Origin of the sequence: Azospirillum sp. B510 (genome assembly GCF_000010725.1) — a bacterium.
GTDB lineage: Bacteria > Pseudomonadota > Alphaproteobacteria > Azospirillales > Azospirillaceae > Azospirillum > Azospirillum lipoferum_B.
This window is the reverse complement of record NC_013854.1, coordinates 3,215,001-3,232,065: the sequence shown is the minus strand read 5'-3', so window position 1 is coordinate 3,232,065 and position 17,065 is coordinate 3,215,001. Positions and strand designations below refer to the sequence as shown.

Genomic DNA, 17,065 nt, shown 5'->3' with positions numbered 1-17,065 from the left:
AGGTTGTCACTCTTCTAATGTGGATTGACCTCGGAATAGAGCCGATTGGTGTATGTCAGTTCCCGGTGCCGCCAAGGAGGGCATACAATTCCTTTGTATCCTTATCCATGGCATGCCTAAGAACTTCAAACGCCGCACTGTCCTTGCCGCCTTTCGCCTCCAACTGGGCGACAGCACGGACCATCTCCCGCTGTGTGTTGCTCTGCGTTTCCGGCTTGAATCCCAGTTCCGTGGTGAACTTCAAGATCTTGCTCATTTTCACCTCCACGCCTTTGCAACAATATCCTGGAAAAGGTTCCCTCGTCAATTTTGCTCCCCATCCGAAGATCCCGATGAGGCGGGCTGGTTCGATTGTACCGTCAACATGGGACGCTTCAACTTGTTAATCAACACTCCGATATGAGGTTCAAGCATTCCAATCAGAACCGTGTTAGCAGAAGTGAAGCGTCCCGGTACGTCGCTCGTGATGCCGACAACCCCCAAAACAGTGTCCCGTCCCGGGAAGCGTACCGGAAAAGATGCAAAAGCTCTGTAACGATCGGCATCGTAGCTCTTGCGGTGAGCAGGAGGAAGTTGAAACATACCCTGAAGCTGTTCCGCCTGCATGTCTACATTAATCAGAGGAATTCCTCGATCATAAACCATACCTATATGGCCATGGCCTATAGGGATATCCCGAAACTCGGATTTATCATCAATAGATCGAGAGCGGCATCCTGATATACATTTCAGGAAACCTCCTCCCTCCTTAGGAATATATATGGTAAGGCACCAACTCTCACTTTCAGAAATTCCAAAAACCTCTCCCATATAACACGATATTGTATTAAGTATTACCTTGAGGGCAGATTTTAGGTCATTTTCTTCTATATATTCTTTTTCAAGGTACTCTGATATTGTTATTATCCCTAGCTTGTTAAATGTCAAATAACGGCTGGCTATCTCCAAATTTCTTTGTGCTTCCAGATATTTGTTCTGATTTTTATTAGAATCTTCCTTTAACGCAGAAATCTCTGAGAGTCCGACTCGGAATCGGCAAAGCTGTGTCTATGTTCGAGCCACCCGTCTTGAGAGCAGTTTGACGCTGGCGATGAAGACCCATGCGACGGCACTCTCGACGGTGGCCTCGAAGTCCTTGGCGAGGCGGCGATTGCGGTTAAGCCAAGCGATTGTACGCTCAACGACCCACCGCCGAGGCAGCAGTTCAAAGCCTTTGGCGGCGTCGGACCGCTTGACGATCTCCAGAGTCCATGTCCCGATCTGAGCCAAAGCGGTTTCCAGCTTGGGTCCAGCGTAGCCGCCGTCCGCGAAGACGTGGCGAAGCCAGGGGAAGAGCGTGCGAACGGAGGCGAGGAGCGCCGGGGCGCCATCACGGTCCTGGATGTCGGCGGCATGAACGATGGCGGCGACCAGCAAGCCATTGGTGTCGGTCAACACATGCCGCTTGCGCCCCTTGATGCACTTGCCCGCGTCGTAGCCACGGGGGCCACCTGCTTCCGTCGTCTTGACCGACTGGCTGTCGATCACCCCCGCTGTCGGGCTGGCCTCCCGTCCCATGCTTTCCCGAACCATCGCCACCAAGGCGTGATTGATCGTCTCCCAGGTCCCATCGTCGCGCCAGCGGTAGAAATAGCGCTGGACCGTCGTCATCGGCGGGAAATCCTTCGGCAGTTGCCGCCACTGGCACCCGGAGGTCGCCAGAAAGAGGATGCCGTTCACGATCTCGCGCACGTTGACCGTTCGCGGCCGTCCCAAGCGTCGAGCCGCCGGGAGGAGTGGTTCGAGCACCGCCCACTCCGCGTCCGTCGTGTCGCTTGAATACCTCAATCCTTTTCGCTGATACTGCGCTCGGGTGATTTCAGTCCACATTGTCTTGTCATTCGTCATGCTTCGCAACATCGATCGAATCACAAGAGACTGAAATCACTCAATTCTTTTCGGGTCAGGCTCTGAATCATGAGACTGCTGTAACTCGATCGCGAGGGCAGCGCTTTCTGCTGCTCCTTTAGAGCCTGGAGCTAGCAGAAAAATAACAATATGGATTAGTGAAAATATGGCAGTAAGAGTCCATAAACAAATTTTAATATTTCCTCCCGTATTCGGAGCGACGCTGGCAAAAATTGTTATTAGCACCGGGCTTATCAAAGTAAGATAATTATTGACCCTTTGCTGGAATACATCCATTGCCCGCAGTTCGGGAGCCAGCTTTGATCGGATACGGTCCATAATAGAATGAAATGACAATTTTGTCCTCCATAACTGCAATTTCAACAGTTTTTTCAACAGGCAGACATGTATAGTGGATATAAATCAATGATAATACGGATTCAAAGTCAATATGCTCTTTGGTTGTGCTCGGAAGAAATCTACAACTCACGCAGCTTCATAGAGTGGTGACAGAAATAGAACGGAGAGGCGTCACGTTTTTGACGCCTCTATGCAAAGCGGTTTGCCACATCACGCCGGCTATTTGCCATAGAGCGGCGCTGTGGCCCGGCGCCGCTCGATGGCATCCCACAGCAGGGCTTCCAGAGCCACGCCGTCCAGGCGGTTGATCTCCTGGATGCCGGTGGGGGAGGTGACGTTGATCTCCGTCATGTAGTCGCCGATCACGTCGATGCCGACGAAGACCAGCCCCTTCTCGCGCAGCACCGGGCCGATGGCGGCGCACATCTCGCGCTCGCGCGCGGTCAGCTCGGTCTTCCTGGCGCTGCCGCCGGCGTGGAAGTTGGCGCGGGCCTCGCCCTCCAGCGGCATGCGGCTGACGGCACCCACCGGCTCGCCGTCGACCAGGATGATGCGCTTGTCGCCCTGGCGGATCTCCGGCAGGTATTTCTGCACGATCACCGGCTCGCGGTAGAGCTGGGTGAACAGCTCCAGCAGCGATCCCAGATTCTCGTCGTCCGGCTTCAGGTGGAAGACGCCGGCCCCGCCATTGCCGAACAGCGGCTTGACGATGATGTCCTTGTGCTCGGCCCGGAAGTCGAGGATGGCCTGCTTGTCGCTGGTGATCAGCGTCGGCGGCATCAGTTCGGGGAACCTGGTGATGAACAGCTTTTCCGGCGCGTTGCGCACCTCCGCCGGGTCGTTGACCACCAGGACCTTGGGCTGCACATGCTCCAGCAGATGGGTGGAGGTGATATAGGCCATGTCGAAGGGCGGGTCCTGCCGCAGCAGGATGACGTCCATGGTCGACAGGTCGGTCGGCACCGGCTCGCCCAGCGTGTAATGGGCGCCGCGCTGGCGCACCACCGTCATCTCGCGCACGCGGGCGGTCAGGCGGTTGCCGGTCAGGATCAGGTCGCGGGGGTGATAGTGGTACAGGCGATGGCCGCGCTTCTGCGCCTCCAGCGCCATCATGAAGCTGGAATCGGTGTCGATGTTGATCGACTCGATGGGGTCCATCTGGAAGGCGACGGCGAGGCTCATGACGGGTCTCCGGACCTCTGCGACAGGGTCAGTTCAGGCGGTTCTTCAATTGCTGGATCAGCGAGGCGGTCTGGTGCCGGTGGCGGTCGTCGCCGGTCAGCGCCATGAAGGTCTCCAGCGCGGTGATGGCATCCCTCAGCTTGCCGGCATGGGCCTCCAGCAGGCCGGTCTCGCGCCACAGCGCCGGTTCATGCGGGGCGAACAGGCGCATCGCCTCCAGCACCTCCAGCGCCTTCGGCACCTCGTGCGCCGACAGGTGGCGCAGCTTGATGTTGTTCTGAAGGCGCAGCAGCACGTCGCGGTTCGACACCGGCTGGTAATGGCCGGGTTCCAGCTCGGCGGCGCTGCCGGCGGTGGCCTTCAGCAGGTCGCGCAGATCGACGACGTTGCGGGTCCGCCCCTCGTTGAAGGGGTCGAGGATGGCGCGGGCGCCGTCCTTCTCGATGCGGACCAGGAAATGGCCGGGGAAGTTCAGGCCCACCATCGGCCAGCCCTGCGAACGGGCGGCATGCATGTAGAGGATGCCCAGCGCCACCGGCAGGCCGCGCCGGCGGTCGATCACCCGCAGCAGATTGGCGTTCTGAAGGTCGTCATAGGTGTCGTGGTCGCCGGAATAGCCATGGCGCTCGCCGATCACCGCATGCAGATGGGCGATGCGCGTCTCAAGGCTGTCGGCTTCCGAATCCTGGCCGGCGACGCGGGCGGCCAGATCATCGGCGATGGCGCGGATATGGGCGCGGTAGGGGGCGAGATCGGCGGTCGGCAGCTCCAGCGCGCCCAGCGCCAGGGCGGCTTCGGCCAGATCGATCCGGTCGTCCGGCTGGTCGCCGACGCGGCGCAGGATTTCGCGGGCTTCCGCGCGGTTGCTCAAGACTGTCGCCCCTTCATGCGTGTCCCCTCATCCACCCGTCTCATGCCCTCCAGGCATCGGCGAGATGGCGGGGCCAGGCCCAAGGGGTAACCAGCATCACGTCGAAGCGCAAGACATAGCCGGCGTAGCGCGGGTTGGCGCCGAGGAAGGCGTGGGCGGCGCGGGCCAGCCGGCCGCGCTGGCGGGCGTTCAGCGCCTCGTTGGCGGTGTCCCAGTCGCCTCTGGCCTTCACCTCGACGATGGCGATGGTTTTGCCGCGCTTCGCCACGATATCGATCTCGCCCATCGGCGTGCGCAGGCGGCTGGCCAGGATGCGGTAGCCGCGCAGCCGCAGCGACAGGCGGCACAGCGCCTCCGCCCGGCGGCCCAGGCTTTCGGCGCGCAGGCGCCGCGCATCCAGGTCGGTCATTTCGTCTTCTCCTCCCGCTGCAATTCCAGCGCGCGGGCATAGACGGCGCGCTTGTGCTGGCCGGTGCGGGCGGCGACGTCGGCGGCGGCATCGCGCACCGACAGGCGGGTCAGCGCCTCGCGCAGCAGGGCGTCGACATCGGCTTCGCCCGGTGTCGCCTCCTCGCCGGGCGGGCCGATCACCAGCACGACCTCGCCGCGCGGCGGTCCGGCCTCGGCGTAATGGGCGGCCAGCTCGGGCAGGGTGCCGCGCCGCACCTCCTCATAGAGCTTGGTCAGTTCGCGGGCGACGGCGGCCTCGCGCGGGCCGAGGATGTCGGCGAGGTCGGCCAGCGACTCCGGCAGGCGCTGTGGCGATTCGAAGAAGACCAGGGTGGCGGGCACGCTCTTCAGTTCGCCGGCCGTCGCGCGGCGCGCGCCGCTCTTGTTGGGCAGGAAGCCGGCGAACAGGAAGCGGTCGGTCGGCAGGCCGGACAGCACCAGCGCCACCAGCGGGGCCGACGCGCCGGGCAGGGTGGTCACCGCCACCCCGTCGGCCACGCACTCCCGCACCAGCTTGTAGCCGGGGTCGGAGACCAGCGGCGTGCCGGCATCGGTGACCAGCGCGATCGCCTCGCCCTTTTTCATGCGCCCGATCAGGATCGGACGCATCTTCGCCGCGTTGTGTTCGTGGTAGGAGACGAAGGGGGTGTGGATGCCGTGGATGCCCATCAGCTTGGCGGTGACGCGCGTGTCCTCGCAGGCGATGGCGTCGGCCCGCTTTAGCGTGTCGAGCGCCCTCAGCGTGATGTCGGCGGCGTTCCCGATGGGGGTGGCGACCACATACAAGCCGCCCGCGAGTTTACTTGGCGCGGCGAGGGGGCTACCTTGAGCGCCACTTTCGGCCGGCTCGGCGGGGACCATGCCTTGGGTCCCGCCTTCGGTATCGGCGGCCGTTTCAGCAGATGTGGAGACGATTGGTGGCACGCTTGGCAACAGCTTTCTCACAGGGTCTGAAACGTCACGGCGTGGCAGCCTTGCTGGTCGCCGGCCTGTTGTCGGCCTGTTCGACTGTAAGCGCGCCGCCGCCGGTGGCACAAGCGCCGCAACCGGCCTCCGCCCCGGTGGCTCCCCTGCCGCAGGCGCAGGGCCCGGTCAAGGTGGCGGTGCTGGTGCCGCTCAGCGGACCGAGTGCGGCCATCGGACAGCCCATGCTGGACGCCGCCCAGATGGCGCTGTTCGACATGGCCGGCGACCAGTTGCAGCTGTTGCCGCGCGACACCAAGGGCACGCCGAACGGCGCCGCCGACGCCGCGCGCCAGGCGCTGGCCGAAGGCGCCAGGCTGATCATCGGCCCGCTGTTCGCCGCCGACGTCGCCGCGGTGCGGCCGATCGCCCAGAATGCCGGCGTCGATGTGCTGGCCTTCACCAACGACGCCGCCCAGGCCGGCAACGGCACCTATGTGCTGGGCTTCGTCCCGGCCGATCAGGTCGGCCGCGTCGCCGGCTATGCCCGCTCGCGCGGGGCGACGCGCTTCACCGTGCTGGCGCCGCGCTCACCCTATGGCGACGCGGTGGTCAACGCCATGCAGGCCATCGCCCCGCGTCTCGGCATTCTCGCCACGCAGGTCGAGCGCTATGACCCGGCGGCCACCGACCTGTCGGTGCCGGCCAAGCAGGTGGCGCAGGAAACCCCGCTGCCGCAGGCGGTGATGCTGGCCGAAGGCGGGCAACGGGCCCAGGGCATCGCCCAGGCGCTGGCCGCCAACGGCGTGCAGCCGCAGCAGGTCAAGCTGCTGGGCACCGGCCTGTGGGACGACACGTCGCAAGGCGCCCTGGGGCAGGAGCCGGCGCTGGTCGGCGCCCTCTATGCCGCCCCGGCGCCGCAGAGCCGCGCCCGCTTCGAGTCGCAGTTCGAGCAGCTCTATGGCCGCAAGCCGCCGCGCATCGCCACGCTGGCCTATGACGCCACCTCCATCGCCGCGGTGCTGACCCGCGCCGGTGGCCCGGTTCCCTTCGACCGGATGGCGATGACCAACCCGAACGGCTTCGAGGGGCTGGACGGGCTGTTCCGCCTGCGCGGCGACGGCATGGTCGAGCGCGGTCTGGCGGTGCTGGAGATCACCCCGACCGGCGCCCGTGTGGTGGACCCGGCGCCGCCATCCTTCGATATGCTGGGGCAGTGACGGATCTGAAAAAGGCCCTCTCCCGAACCGGGAGAGGGCCTTTTCACTGGTATCCTTACCTGCGCGACTTACGCCCGCGCCCGCAGGTAGGGGGTCAGGCGCCATTCGGCGAATTTGATCAGGCGGGTGGCGACGAAGTTCAGCACCAGATAGATCGCGCCGGCGACGATGAACAGCTCGAACACCGCGAAGGTCTGGGCGATCATGCGCCGGGCGATGCCGGTGACCTCCATCAGCGTGATGGTGCTGGCGAGCGAGGTCGCCTTGACCATCAGGATCACCTCGTTGCCGTAGGCCGGCAGCATCTGGCGGATCGCCACCGGCAGGACGATGCGGCGGAAGGCGAGCGCCCGCGACATGCCGCAGGCCCGCGCCGCCTCCACCTGTCCCTGGGGCACCGACAGGATGGCGCCGCGCAGCACCTCGCTGGTGTAGGCGCCGGTGTTCAGCGTCAAGGCCAGGATGGCGCACCAGTAGGGCTCGCGCAGGAAGGGCCACAGGATGCTGTTCTTGATCAGGTCGAACTGGCCCAGCCCGAAATAGATCAGGAAGATCTGAACCAGCAGCGGGGTGCCGCGGAAGAAGAAGACATAGGCGCCGGCCAGCCCTTCGACCAGCCGGTTGCCGGAAAGCCGCAGCAGGGCGACGGCGAAGGCCACCAGCGCGCCCAGCGCCAGCGAGGCGATGATCAACTGGAGCGTCAGCGACAATCCGCCGAGCATCCGGGGCAAGCTGTCCCACATCAGTTCCCAGTTCATCGCCTCAAGCCCTCCGAACGCCGCGGTTGGCGACCTGTTCGGCTCGGCTGAACAGGGCCGTCGACAGGGTGGTCAGCAGCAGATACAGCACCGCCGCCGCACCGTAGAAAAGGAAGTAATCGCGGGTGGCGCTGCCGGCCAGACGGCTGACCCGCATCAACTCGGCCAGCGACGTCACCGACACCAGTGCTGTGTCCTTCAGCGTCAGCTGCCAGACATTGCCCAGGCCGGGCAGGGCGAAGCGCATGGTCTGAGGCACCAGCACCCGGCGCAGGATCAGCCAGCGGCTCATGCCGCAGGCGCGTGCCGCCTCGATCTGGCCGAAGGGAACCGACTGGACGGCGCCGCGGATCACCTCCGTCGAATAGGCGCCGGAGATCAGCCCGACCGACAGCATGCCGATGATGAAGGCGTCCAGCTCCACCCGGCCGTCATAGCCGAAGACGCCGGCGATCGCGGTGGCCATGCTGTTGCCGCCGAAGAACAGCAGATAGATGACCAGCAGCTCGGGAATGCCGCGAACCACGGTGGTGTAGGCGTCCGCCGCGACGCTCAGCGCCAGCGACTGGCTCAGCTTGGCCGAGGCGCCGAGCGATCCGACGAGGATGCCGAAGGCGAAGGCCGATACCGCCACCGCCACCGTCATCGCGGTGCCCATCAGCAATTGTCCGCCCCAGCCGTTGGGGCCGAAGGAGAGAAGTTCCAGCATTGGCACGCCCGGTAAGGCCCGCCGGGCACGGCGCAGGAGGGCCGCCCGCACGGGGATCAGCGAACTGGGATCGGGGGAACGGCTGGCGCCCGGTTGCCGCGAAGGCCCCCGGGCGCCGGTCCGATCAGAAGAGACGGGCGGCTTTCCAGCTCACCCGGCCAACCTTACTTGGTCGGGGAGATGTCGTAGCCGAAATGCTGGGTGCTGAGCTTCTTGACGGTGCCGTCCTTCAGCGCCTCGGCGATGGCCTTGTCGAACATCGCCTTCAGGTCGGCACTGTCCTTGCGCAGGCCGATGCCCATACCCTCGCCGATCACGCCGCCGATGAAGTTCGGGCCGACGATGACCATCTTGCCCGGCGTCGCCTTGACGATGGCCTCGACGACCGAGCGGTCGCCCAGCATGGCGTCGACGCGGCCGGCGTCGAGGTCGCTGCCGGCATTGTCGACCTTCTCGTAGGTGCGCATGGTCACCTTGGGCAGGTGCTTGTCCATGAAGTCGGCCTGGATGGTCGACACCTGGACGCCCACCGACTTGCCCTTCAGCACCTCGGCCAGCTTGTCGAGCGTCGGCTTGGCCTTGCCCTGGTCGTTCAGGTCGACGCGCTCGGCGCCGAGATTCAGGGCCTTGGCCAGCGGCGAGCTGGTCATCACCGCGAAGACCGACGGCTCGGTGCCGTAGGGAGCCGAGAAGTCGATGACCTTCTTGCGCTCGTCGGTGATGGTCATCGCCGACATGATGGCGTCATACTTGCCCTGTTGCAGGGCCGGGATGATGCCGTCCCAATCCTGGGCGACGAACTCGCAGGTGACCTTCATGCGCTTGCACAGGTCGTTGGCGAGATCGACTTCGAAGCCGGTCAGCTTGCCCGAGCTGTCGGTGGCGTTCCACGGAGGATAGGCGCCCTCGCTGGCGATGCGGACCGTCTTCCAGTCCTTGGCGCTGGCGGCGCCCGCCGCGGCCACAGCCATCATGGCGCCGAGCGCCAGGGCCGAAACGATCTTCTTCAACGAACACACTCCTCTGTTCGGTTCGCCCGTTCCTTTGCCCCTTCCGGGGCCGGGCTGTTTGTGACGGTCCGGTCCCGCCCTCTGCCTCGTCCCCTCACGCCGCGCCGGACAGATGGCGCGAGAGGAACTGCCGCACCCGGTCCGAGTCGGGGTTGGTCAGCACCTTGTCGGGTGACCCCTCCTCCTCGATCCGCCCCTGGTGCAGGAAAACCACCTTGGACGCCACCTCGCGGGCGAAGCCCATCTCGTGCGTCACCAGGATCATCGTGTTGCCTTCGTCCGCCAGCTGGCGGATGACGCGCAGAACCTCGCCGACCAGCTCGGGGTCCAGCGCCGAGGTCGGCTCGTCGAACAGCATGACCTTCGGCTGCATGGCCAGCGCCCGCGCGATGGCCGCGCGCTGCTGCTGGCCGCCCGACAGCTGGACCGGATAGGCGTCGGCCTTCGCCAGGATGCCGACCTTGTCCAGCAGCACGCGGGCGCGGTCGACCGCCTCGGCCTTCGGCACGCCCAGCACATGCACCGGCGCCTCGATCACATTCTCCAGGATCGTCATGTGGGTCCAGAGGTTGAAGCTCTGGAACACCATGCCGAGCCGGGTGCGCATGCGCTCCACCTGCCGGGTGTCGGCGGGAACGGTGCCGCCGCGCGTCTTCTTCAGCGCGATCGCCTCGCCGCCGATGACGATGCGGCCGTCATCGGGGATCTCCAGCATGTTGATGCAGCGCAGCAGCGTGCTCTTGCCCGAGCCGGACGAGCCGATCAGCGTGATCACGTCGCCTTCGCGGGCGGTCAGCGACACGCCCTTCAGCACCTCCAGCTCGCCGAACCGCTTGTGCAAACCCTCCACGATGACGGCGGCGGATGCGGAGTCGCTGACGGGCGGATGACGGTGCATGCGGAGGAACCGGCTGGGTTGGAGGGGATGGGTCGTGGTCTGACCAATGGGGCATAGGCTAGACCGGGGCATGCGCGTTCCGCAACGCAGATTTCACATGAAATGAACGTTCTCTCTCTTGTGTCGGAAAATCCCGCCTTACCACAACAAAAGGACCAGAATCTGCGGTCCCAGGATGCGCAGGCACATCGCCAGCGGGTAGACGGTGGCGTAGGCCAGCGCCGGAGCCTCCGACGCGACCAGCGCGTTGGCATAGGCCAGGCCCGGCGGGTTGGTCTGGGCGCCGGCCAGCACGCCGCAGATGGTCAGGAAATTCAGCCGCATCAGCCCGCGCGCGACCAGCCCGGCCAGCAGCAGCGGGACCAGCGTCACCAGCACGCCCCACATCATCCAGGGCCAGCCGGCGCCGCTCGCCAGCGTGGCGACGAAGCGGTCGCCGGACGCGATGCCGAGCACCGCCAGGAACAGGACGATGCCGATCTCGCGCAGGGCCAGGTTGGCGGCGGGCGGCATGAACCAGACCAGCGGCCCGACATGGCCGACGCGGCCCAGGATCAGCGCCACGATCAGCGGCCCGCCGGCCAGGCCAAGGCGCAGCGGCGCCGGCATCCCCGGCAGGAAGATCGGGATGGCGCCGAGCGCCGCCCCCAGCGCGATGCCGAGGAACATCGGGATCATCTCCACCTGCTGCAACTTGCGGGCGGAGTTGCCGAAGACCTGCCCGACGGCGGCGAGGCTCTCCGGTCGGCCGATCACCGTCAGGATGTCGCCGAACTGCAGCTTCAGCGCCGGGGTCGGCACCAGCTCCACGCCCGACCGGTTGACCCGGCTGGCCACCACGTCATGGGCGTCCGGCAGGTTCAGCGCGGCGATCGACTTGCCGAGCACCGCGTTGCTGGTGACGACGATGCGTTCCCATTTCAGGTCGGTGCCCTTGGTGGTCAGCGGCCGGTCGAACTCCTGCCCCAGCAAGGCCCGGACCTGTTCCAGCTTCGGCCGCGGCCCGACCACATGCAGCACGTCGCCCAGCTTCAGGCGGGTGTCGTCATGCGGGACGCACAGCCTGCCGTCGCACAGCAGGCGCGAGGCGACCACCCCCTGGCCGCACAGCAGCTCGATCGAGCCGAGCGGCCGACCGGCCAGCTCCGGATTGCGCACCGCCAGATCCATGGTCTCCAGCGTCGACACCTCGGCGCGGCGGCATTCCTCGAAGCGCGCGGCCTCGGCCTCCGGGTCGATGCGGAACAGGATGCGGACGGCGGCCATCGCCAGCAGGTTGCCGGCGATGCCGAACGGGTAGGTGACGGCGAAGGCGAGACCGGGCAGGGCCATCACCGCCGCGTCGGCGCCGACCTCCGTCAGCACCTGCTGGGTGGCGGCGAGCGCCGGGGCGTTGGTCACCGCGCCGGCGAACACCCCCAGCGAGGATCCCAGCGACAGCGCCTCCGACGACACCAGCGCCGCGGTGAGCAGGATGCTGGACACCACCATCAGCAGGGCCAGCCCGTTCAGCGCCAGCCCGGTGCGGCGGAGTGCCGCGAAGAAGCCGGGGCCGACCTGGATGCCGATGGTGTAGACGAACAGGATCAGCCCGAAATCGCGGATGAAGTCCATCATCTCGGGGTTGAAGGTGATGCCCGCCTGCTTGGCGATGTGGCCGCCGGCGATGCCGGAGAACAGCACGCCGCCGATGCCGAGCCCGACCCCGCGGATCTTGACATGGCCGAGCGCCACGCCCGCCGCCGACACGAGGCCGAGCATGAGGACCACCCGCGCGATCGGCGGCATGGCCTGGAGGATGTCTGCGAAAGCCGACATGGGAGAACTCGCTTCCTGAACATAACCGGGCACATCGCCGTTCCCGTCCCGAGGGATGGGGGAAAGGAACGGCGATCCCCCTCCAACAGGGGACATGACGGCGCCACGATGCGGCAGGGCGGCGGGCAAGGCGTTGATTCAGAACAAGGGAGCGACCTTTAGCCGCGACAGGCCCGTATTCGGAACTTATCCGGAACCGCGGGGCACGCTTGGGAGGGCCGCCGCCCTTGCGGCTCCCCTCGGCGACGCGTCCCATGCGTCGAACGCCATCCAAATTTTGCCACTTTCTTCCCTTACACGATAACCCAAGCAACCGGCCCCGCAGGTCGCGCGCACAGGCGTCCCCCCTTACGCCACAGCCGCGATGAACGAAGCCGTTCAATACGGTATCGACCGGCCGGACCCGGCCGGACGCAAGGCCATCGCGAGAACCCCCTCGCGGTGGCCTTTTTCTTCGGGGTGACTTTCTTTCTGGCGGCTGCGGCGACGGGGGACGGCATTCTCGTTCCGGCTTTTCCGCCGCCCTGTGCTATAGCAGCGCCTCCTTCAACCGGAAACGCGACCCGTCACCATGCCCGTCTTTGCCGGATCAGAGCTGACCTGCCTGCGGGGCGACCGGCTGGTCTTCACCGGGTTGGAATTCCGCATCGCTCCGGGCGGCGCCCTGGTGCTGCTCGGCCCCAACGGCAGCGGCAAGTCCAGCCTGCTGCGGGTGATGGCCGGATTGCTGAAGCCGTTGCGCGGGACGCTGGGCTGGGACGGCGTGCCGGTTGTCGAGGATCCCGACGGCCATCGCTCGCGGGTGCAATATGTCGGCCATCTCGACGCGGTGAAGCCGGTGCTGACGGCGGCGGAGAATCTCGCCTTCTGGGCGGCGCTGGCCGGGGCGGCCGATCCGGCCGCCAACGCGCGGGCGGCGCTTGACCGGCTGGGGGTGCCGCACATCGCCGGGGTGCCGGGCCGCTATCTGTCGGCAGGGCAGAAGCGCCGGCTGAATCTGGCGCGGCTGCTGGCGGCGCCGGCGACGCTGTGGCTGCTCGACGAGCCGACCGTGGCGCTCGACCGTGCCGCCATCGCCCTGTTCGAGGGGCTGATCGCCGAACACCGCGCCGGCGGCGGCATGGTGGTCCTGTCCACCCATACCGACATCGCCACCCCAGGTGGCGGGGAGCTCCATCTCGACGAGTTCGCTCCCTATGCCGGCGATGGTGAGGACGAGGAGGAGCATGAGGAGGAGGGGGCCGCGCCATGAACCGTTTCCTGCGCCTTGTCGGGCGCGATCTGCGTCTGGCGCTGCGCCAGGGGTCGGACGCCACCATCGCCGTCATGTTCTTCGTGCTGTGCGTGGTGCTGTTCCCCTTCGGCGTCGGGCCGGAGCCGAACATCCTCGCCCGCATCGCCGCCGGCGTGATCTGGGTGGCGGCGCTGCTCGCCTCGCTGCTGTCGCTGGAGCGGCTGTTCCAGACCGATTACGAGGACGGGTCGCTGGAGCTTCTGTCGCTGTCCTCCCTGCCGCTGGAGGCCGCGGTGCTGGCGAAGACGCTGGCCCATTGGCTGGTCACCGGCGTGCCGCTGATCGTCGCCGCCCCGCTCTTGGCCGTACTGTTGAATATGGATGCGGAGGGATTCGGCGTCCTGGTGCTGACGCTGACGCTCGGCACGCCGATCCTGAGCCTGATCGGCGCGATCGGGGCGGCGCTGACGCTGGGGGCGCGGCGCGGTGGTGTGCTGCTGTCGCTGCTGATCCTGCCGCTCTACATCCCGGTGCTGATCTTCGGCGCCGGCGCCATCGACGCCGCCATCAACGGCCTGACCCCGCGCCCGCATCTGCTTTTGCTCGCCGGCATCCTCGCCGCCGCCCTGCCGCTCGCCCCCTGGGCCAGCGCCGCCGCCCTGCGCCAGGCGGTGGAGTAGGGGGGCGAGCGCGTCGCCGCCCCCTACGATTTCGGCGCCTTCTCCGGCAGCAGCGTCTCGATCGCCTCGCGCACCTTGTCGGCCTCGGGGTCGGTCATGGTGGAGAACCAGGACACCAGCTTGCCGTCCGGTCCCACCAGATATTTGTGGAAGTTCCAGCGCGGTTTGGCGAGGAAGCCCAGCTCGTCGGCCGCCCAGCGGTAGAAGGGGTGGGCGCCATCGCCCGACACCACCGTCTTGTCGGTCATCGGGAAGTCGATGCTGTAATTGACCTCGCAGAAATCCTTGATCTGGCCGGCGGTTCCCGGCTCCTGCCCGCCGAAATCGTCGGACGGCACGCCGACCACCACCAGCCCGCGGTCGCGGTAGCGCTGCCACAGCGCCTCCAGCCCCTTGTATTGCGGGGTGAAGCCGCATTGCGAGGCGGTGTTGACCACCAGGATCGCCTTGCCCTTGAACTGCGACAGCGGCAGCGGCTTGCCGTCGATGCCCTGGAAGGTGAAGTCGTAGGCGCTACCCGGGGCGGCGCTACCCGGGGCGGCACTGTTTGCGGCCATGGCGCTGGCGGTTCCCATCAAGGAGAGGACCGCCGCCAGGGCGACGGTGCGAAGGCGGGCTCGGACGGTCATCGGCGTGGCTCGGCGTTGAGGGGATTTTCCTGCTATGATAACTGATACGAAATCCGCGGCCCACCGGATCATGGGAGTTCCGGCCGATTTCCCACGGACTCCGTCCTGACCCCTCCGGCCGTGACCATCCTGTGCCTTTCCGCCGCACCCCGACGGCGTCCTTCGGCGCGCCGGCGCGCGGTGCCGCCGCGCAGCCGTTGGAAACCCCGACTGGCCAGTCCTTTCGTGACAGGACCGGCCCGCGCCGGTAGGATCGCCCGGCCTGCCGCGAAGGCGGTATGCCGTTCGGGTGATTCACGGAAACTCAACCTATTCCGGCCATCTGTCGGCCGGGGGCATCTTGCGGCCCGTGACCGGTATCGGAAGGGGAAAGACCGAATGTTCGTGATGATCGGCTTCGGCATCGTGATCTTCAGCGTGTTCGGTGGCTATATTCTCGGCGGTGGCCACCTGGGCGTGCTGTGGATGCCGTTCGAGTTCATGATCATCCTGGGTTCGGGTGCGGGGGCCTTCTTCATCGCCAATCCAAAATCAGTGGTCACCCACACCGGCAAGGAGCTGGGCCACCTGTTCAAAGGGCCGAAATACAAGAAGGAGGACTTCCTGGAAGTCCTCACCATGATGTATCAGGTCTTCAAGATCGCGAAGACCAAGGGCCTGTTGGCGCTCGAACAGCATATCGAAAAACCTGAGGACTCGCCGCTTTTCCAGCAGTTCCCGAAATTCTACGGCGATCATCACGCCATCGCCTTCCTCTGTACCTATCTCCGTCTGATGTCGCTGGGCGCGGACAACCCGCATGAACTGGTCGATCTGATGGACGAGGACATCGAGACGATGCACCACGAGCATCAGCGCATCTCCGACGCCATCCAGGCGGTGGCCGATGCGGTGCCGGCGCTGGGCATCGTGGCGGCGGTGCTGGGCGTGATTCACACCATGGGCTCGATCACCGAGCCGCCGGAGGTGCTGGGCAAGCTGATCGGCGGCGCGCTGGTCGGCACCTTCACCGGCATTCTGGTCGCCTACGGCTTCCTCGCCCCCATCGCCAGCGGCCTGAAGAACATCTATCACGCCGAGGGAAAATATTATCAGGCGATGAAAACCGGCCTGATCGCCCATCTTTCCGGTTATGCGCCGGCCATCTCGGTGGAATATGCGCGCAACGTTCTGGAACCGGAATACCGCCCGACCTTCGCCCAGGTGGAAGAGGCGACCTCCGCCCTGCCGCCGGCCTGATCCTCCGGTCCGTTTTCCAATGCCCGACATCGACATCGCCTGGAACGAGGGCACGGTCGGCGACTGGGATGCGCTGTTCGCCCGCGTTCCCCGCTCCACCCTGTTGCAGAGCTTCGCCTATGGCCGCGCCATGGGCCGCACCCATGGCCATGTCCCGCGCCTCGGCGTGATCCGCCGTGACGGCGAAGCGATCGGCCTCCTCCAGACGCTCGACCGCCGTCTGCTGAAGCTGTTCCACGACCGCCAATGCCACCGGGGCCCGCTGTGGCTGGACGGGGTGATTCCCGATGCCGACACGCTGGAGTCGGTATTCCGCCTGCTGCGCCGCGCCTGTCCGCGCAACCCGCTCAACCGGGCGAGCGTCTTGCCGGAACTTCCCGCCGGACCGGAGAACGAGGCACTGCTCGCCCGCTGCGGTTTCCGCAAGGTCGGTCCCGGCTACCGGACCGTCTGGCTGGACCTGACCCGCAGCGAGGAGGCGATGCATGCCGGCTTTGCCCGCGACTGGCGCAAGCGTCTGCGGGGGGCGGAGAAGGCCGGCCTTGTTCTCGACGTCGACTGGAAGGCCGACAATCTCCCCTGGTTGATGAAGCGGGAACATGACCAGGCGCTCGACAAAGGCTTTCGCGCCATGACCGGGTCGCTGGCCGTCCGCCTGCGCAACGCCATGGTCAAGGGCGGCGGCCACAACGACGGGGCGTTGATGGTGACGGCGCTCGACGGGCGCACACCGGACGCCTGCTGGCTGTTCTTCCGCCATGGCGTCTGCGCCACCAGCCAGATCAGCTGGGCCAGCGAAGCCGGCCGCAAGAACGGCGCCACGCGGCTGGTGCTGTGGAGGGCGATGCAGGAGCTGAAGCGGCGCGGCGTCCGTGCGCTCGACCTTGGCGGCATCAATCCCGAAACAGCCCCCGGCGTCACGGAGTTCAAGCTCGGCACCGGCGGCGAGGCGGTGGAAACGGTCGGTCAATATCGCTGACGTCGTGCCGCCGATGCGCTTTGCCTGATGATGGCCGGAGCGGTTCGGGCTATCCTTACCTGCGCGCCGACCGAACGCATCCTTATCCGCATGGGATTTCCCGCCATGTCAGACCTTGAACCCCTGAAGCCCGGCGAAGCCGATGTCGCCATCGAACGCGCGATGCAACAGCGGCCGAAGGCGATGATCATCCGGGAGAGGCTGCAGAAGATGCTGGAGGACGAGAACACCGCCCGCC

At 66.0% G+C, this 17,065-nt stretch carries 19 protein-coding genes (1 of these 19 running past the window's edge); 6 read left to right on the top strand and 13 right to left on the bottom strand.

The window, feature by feature from the left end; all coding sequences use genetic code 11:
- Positions 1-55: 55 nt before the first annotated feature.
- From AZL_RS15020 to rsmI, 7 genes are all read right to left on the bottom strand, one after another.
- A complete protein-coding gene (locus AZL_RS15020; protein ID WP_148219337.1) occupies positions 56-256 on the bottom strand; it encodes a hypothetical protein in 201 nt (66 codons plus the stop codon).
- A 47-nt stretch (positions 257-303) separates the two neighbouring features.
- Positions 304-948, bottom strand: a complete 645-nt coding sequence (locus AZL_RS35565) for a GAF domain-containing protein (RefSeq protein ID WP_148219336.1) — start codon at positions 946-948, stop codon at positions 304-306.
- A gap of 99 nt (positions 949-1,047) precedes the next feature.
- A complete protein-coding gene (locus AZL_RS15015) occupies positions 1,048-1,869 on the bottom strand; it encodes an IS5-like element ISAli1 family transposase (RefSeq protein ID WP_012976163.1) in 822 nt (273 codons plus the stop codon).
- 597 nt (positions 1,870-2,466) lie between these two features.
- A complete protein-coding gene (gshB, locus tag AZL_RS15010; protein WP_012975351.1) occupies positions 2,467-3,429 on the bottom strand; it encodes a glutathione synthase in 963 nt (320 codons plus the stop codon).
- A 28-nt stretch (positions 3,430-3,457) separates the two neighbouring features.
- The gene (locus tag AZL_RS15005) at positions 3,458-4,300 is read right to left on the bottom strand and encodes a SirB1 family protein (protein WP_042443280.1); all 843 of its coding nucleotides are present in this window, start codon (positions 4,298-4,300) and stop codon (positions 3,458-3,460) included.
- A 40-nt stretch (positions 4,301-4,340) separates the two neighbouring features.
- A complete protein-coding gene (locus AZL_RS15000) occupies positions 4,341-4,709 on the bottom strand; it encodes a YraN family protein (RefSeq protein WP_012975349.1) in 369 nt (122 codons plus the stop codon).
- Positions 4,706-5,611 carry a 16S rRNA (cytidine(1402)-2'-O)-methyltransferase gene (gene rsmI, locus AZL_RS14995; protein WP_042443278.1) on the bottom strand — a complete coding sequence of 302 codons (906 nt, stop codon included), beginning with the start codon at positions 5,609-5,611 and terminating at the stop codon, positions 4,706-4,708. The genes AZL_RS15000 and rsmI overlap by 4 nt, the downstream gene beginning before the upstream one ends.
- Before the next feature lie 104 nt (positions 5,612-5,715).
- On the opposite strand from rsmI, the gene AZL_RS14990 reads away from it, so the two are divergent.
- The gene (locus tag AZL_RS14990; RefSeq protein ID WP_148219335.1) at positions 5,716-6,873 is read left to right on the top strand and encodes a penicillin-binding protein activator; all 1,158 of its coding nucleotides are present in this window, start codon (positions 5,716-5,718) and stop codon (positions 6,871-6,873) included.
- Positions 6,874-6,941: 68 nt separating this feature from the next.
- Here AZL_RS14990 and AZL_RS14985 read toward each other — a convergent pair whose 3' ends face one another.
- The 5 genes from AZL_RS14985 to AZL_RS14965 all read right to left on the bottom strand — a co-directional run bounded on the left by AZL_RS14985 (position 6,942) and on the right by AZL_RS14965 (position 12,066).
- Positions 6,942-7,631: an ABC transporter permease gene (locus AZL_RS14985; RefSeq protein ID WP_012975346.1), complete on the bottom strand. Its 690-nt coding sequence runs from the start codon at positions 7,629-7,631 to the stop codon at positions 6,942-6,944.
- 4 nt (positions 7,632-7,635) lie between these two features.
- Entirely contained in the window at positions 7,636-8,340 is a 705-nt protein-coding gene (locus AZL_RS14980) for an ABC transporter permease (RefSeq protein ID WP_086935374.1), read from the bottom strand.
- Between the two features lie 164 nt (positions 8,341-8,504).
- The gene (locus AZL_RS14975; protein ID WP_012975344.1) at positions 8,505-9,359 is read right to left on the bottom strand and encodes a lysine/arginine/ornithine ABC transporter substrate-binding protein; all 855 of its coding nucleotides are present in this window, start codon (positions 9,357-9,359) and stop codon (positions 8,505-8,507) included.
- 85 nt (positions 9,360-9,444) lie between these two features.
- The gene (locus tag AZL_RS14970) at positions 9,445-10,248 is read right to left on the bottom strand and encodes an ABC transporter ATP-binding protein (RefSeq protein ID WP_042443275.1); all 804 of its coding nucleotides are present in this window, start codon (positions 10,246-10,248) and stop codon (positions 9,445-9,447) included.
- 138 nt (positions 10,249-10,386) lie between these two features.
- Positions 10,387-12,066 carry a putative transporter gene (locus tag AZL_RS14965; RefSeq protein ID WP_211114167.1) on the bottom strand — a complete coding sequence of 560 codons (1,680 nt, stop codon included), beginning with the start codon at positions 12,064-12,066 and terminating at the stop codon, positions 10,387-10,389.
- Between the two features lie 571 nt (positions 12,067-12,637).
- On the opposite strand from AZL_RS14965, the gene ccmA reads away from it, so the two are divergent.
- Together ccmA and ccmB are read left to right on the top strand one after the other, a co-directional pair.
- Complete coding sequence (ccmA, locus tag AZL_RS14960; protein WP_012975341.1) at positions 12,638-13,318, top strand: heme ABC exporter ATP-binding protein CcmA; 681 nt, start codon at positions 12,638-12,640, stop codon at positions 13,316-13,318.
- Positions 13,315-13,980 carry a heme exporter protein CcmB gene (ccmB, locus tag AZL_RS14955; protein WP_012975340.1) on the top strand — a complete coding sequence of 222 codons (666 nt, stop codon included), beginning with the start codon at positions 13,315-13,317 and terminating at the stop codon, positions 13,978-13,980. The genes ccmA and ccmB overlap by 4 nt, the downstream gene beginning before the upstream one ends.
- 23 nt (positions 13,981-14,003) lie before the next feature.
- Here ccmB and AZL_RS14950 read toward each other — a convergent pair whose 3' ends face one another.
- Positions 14,004-14,609 carry a glutathione peroxidase gene (locus AZL_RS14950; RefSeq protein WP_012975339.1) on the bottom strand — a complete coding sequence of 202 codons (606 nt, stop codon included), beginning with the start codon at positions 14,607-14,609 and terminating at the stop codon, positions 14,004-14,006.
- Between the two features lie 378 nt (positions 14,610-14,987).
- On the opposite strand from AZL_RS14950, the gene motA reads away from it, so the two are divergent.
- The 3 genes from motA to AZL_RS36325 form a co-directional block, all read left to right on the top strand.
- On the top strand, positions 14,988-15,848 hold the full coding sequence (motA, locus tag AZL_RS14945; RefSeq protein ID WP_012975338.1) for a flagellar motor stator protein MotA: 861 nt from the start codon (positions 14,988-14,990) through the stop codon (positions 15,846-15,848).
- Between the two features lie 19 nt (positions 15,849-15,867).
- Positions 15,868-16,827, top strand: coding sequence for a lipid II:glycine glycyltransferase FemX (locus AZL_RS14940; protein WP_012975337.1), 960 nt, complete (start codon positions 15,868-15,870; stop codon positions 16,825-16,827).
- 105 nt (positions 16,828-16,932) lie between these two features.
- Positions 16,933-17,065, top strand: partial view of a hypothetical protein gene (locus tag AZL_RS36325; RefSeq protein WP_158305981.1) — the 5' portion only. 41 nt of this gene lie beyond the right edge of the window; only the first 133 of its 174 coding nucleotides appear in the window; its start codon is at positions 16,933-16,935; the stop codon falls past the right edge of the window.

Bases quoted from the DNA above. Each gene is read 5' to 3' on its own strand.
- AZL_RS14965 (WP_211114167.1), bottom strand. From the start codon at position 12,066: ATGTCGGCTTTCGCAGACATCCTCCAGGCCATGCCGCCGATCGCGCGG.
- ccmA (WP_012975341.1), top strand. From the start codon at position 12,638: ATGCCCGTCTTTGCCGGATCAGAGCTGACCTGCCTGCGGGGCGACCGG.
- AZL_RS15020 (WP_148219337.1), bottom strand. From the start codon at position 256: ATGAGCAAGATCTTGAAGTTCACCACGGAACTGGGATTCAAGCCGGAA.
- AZL_RS15015 (WP_012976163.1), bottom strand. From the start codon at position 1,869: ATGTGGACTGAAATCACCCGAGCGCAGTATCAGCGAAAAGGATTGAGG.
- AZL_RS14970 (WP_042443275.1), bottom strand. From the start codon at position 10,248: ATGCACCGTCATCCGCCCGTCAGCGACTCCGCATCCGCCGCCGTCATC.
- rsmI (WP_042443278.1), bottom strand. From the start codon at position 5,611: ATGGTCCCCGCCGAGCCGGCCGAAAGTGGCGCTCAAGGTAGCCCCCTC.
- AZL_RS14980 (WP_086935374.1), bottom strand. From the start codon at position 8,340: ATGCTGGAACTTCTCTCCTTCGGCCCCAACGGCTGGGGCGGACAATTG.
- gshB (WP_012975351.1), bottom strand. From the start codon at position 3,429: ATGAGCCTCGCCGTCGCCTTCCAGATGGACCCCATCGAGTCGATCAAC.
- AZL_RS15000 (WP_012975349.1), bottom strand. From the start codon at position 4,709: ATGACCGACCTGGATGCGCGGCGCCTGCGCGCCGAAAGCCTGGGCCGC.
- AZL_RS14950 (WP_012975339.1), bottom strand. From the start codon at position 14,609: ATGACCGTCCGAGCCCGCCTTCGCACCGTCGCCCTGGCGGCGGTCCTC.
- AZL_RS14985 (WP_012975346.1), bottom strand. From the start codon at position 7,631: ATGAACTGGGAACTGATGTGGGACAGCTTGCCCCGGATGCTCGGCGGA.
- AZL_RS14940 (WP_012975337.1), top strand. From the start codon at position 15,868: ATGCCCGACATCGACATCGCCTGGAACGAGGGCACGGTCGGCGACTGG.
- ccmB (WP_012975340.1), top strand. From the start codon at position 13,315: ATGAACCGTTTCCTGCGCCTTGTCGGGCGCGATCTGCGTCTGGCGCTG.
- motA (WP_012975338.1), top strand. From the start codon at position 14,988: ATGTTCGTGATGATCGGCTTCGGCATCGTGATCTTCAGCGTGTTCGGT.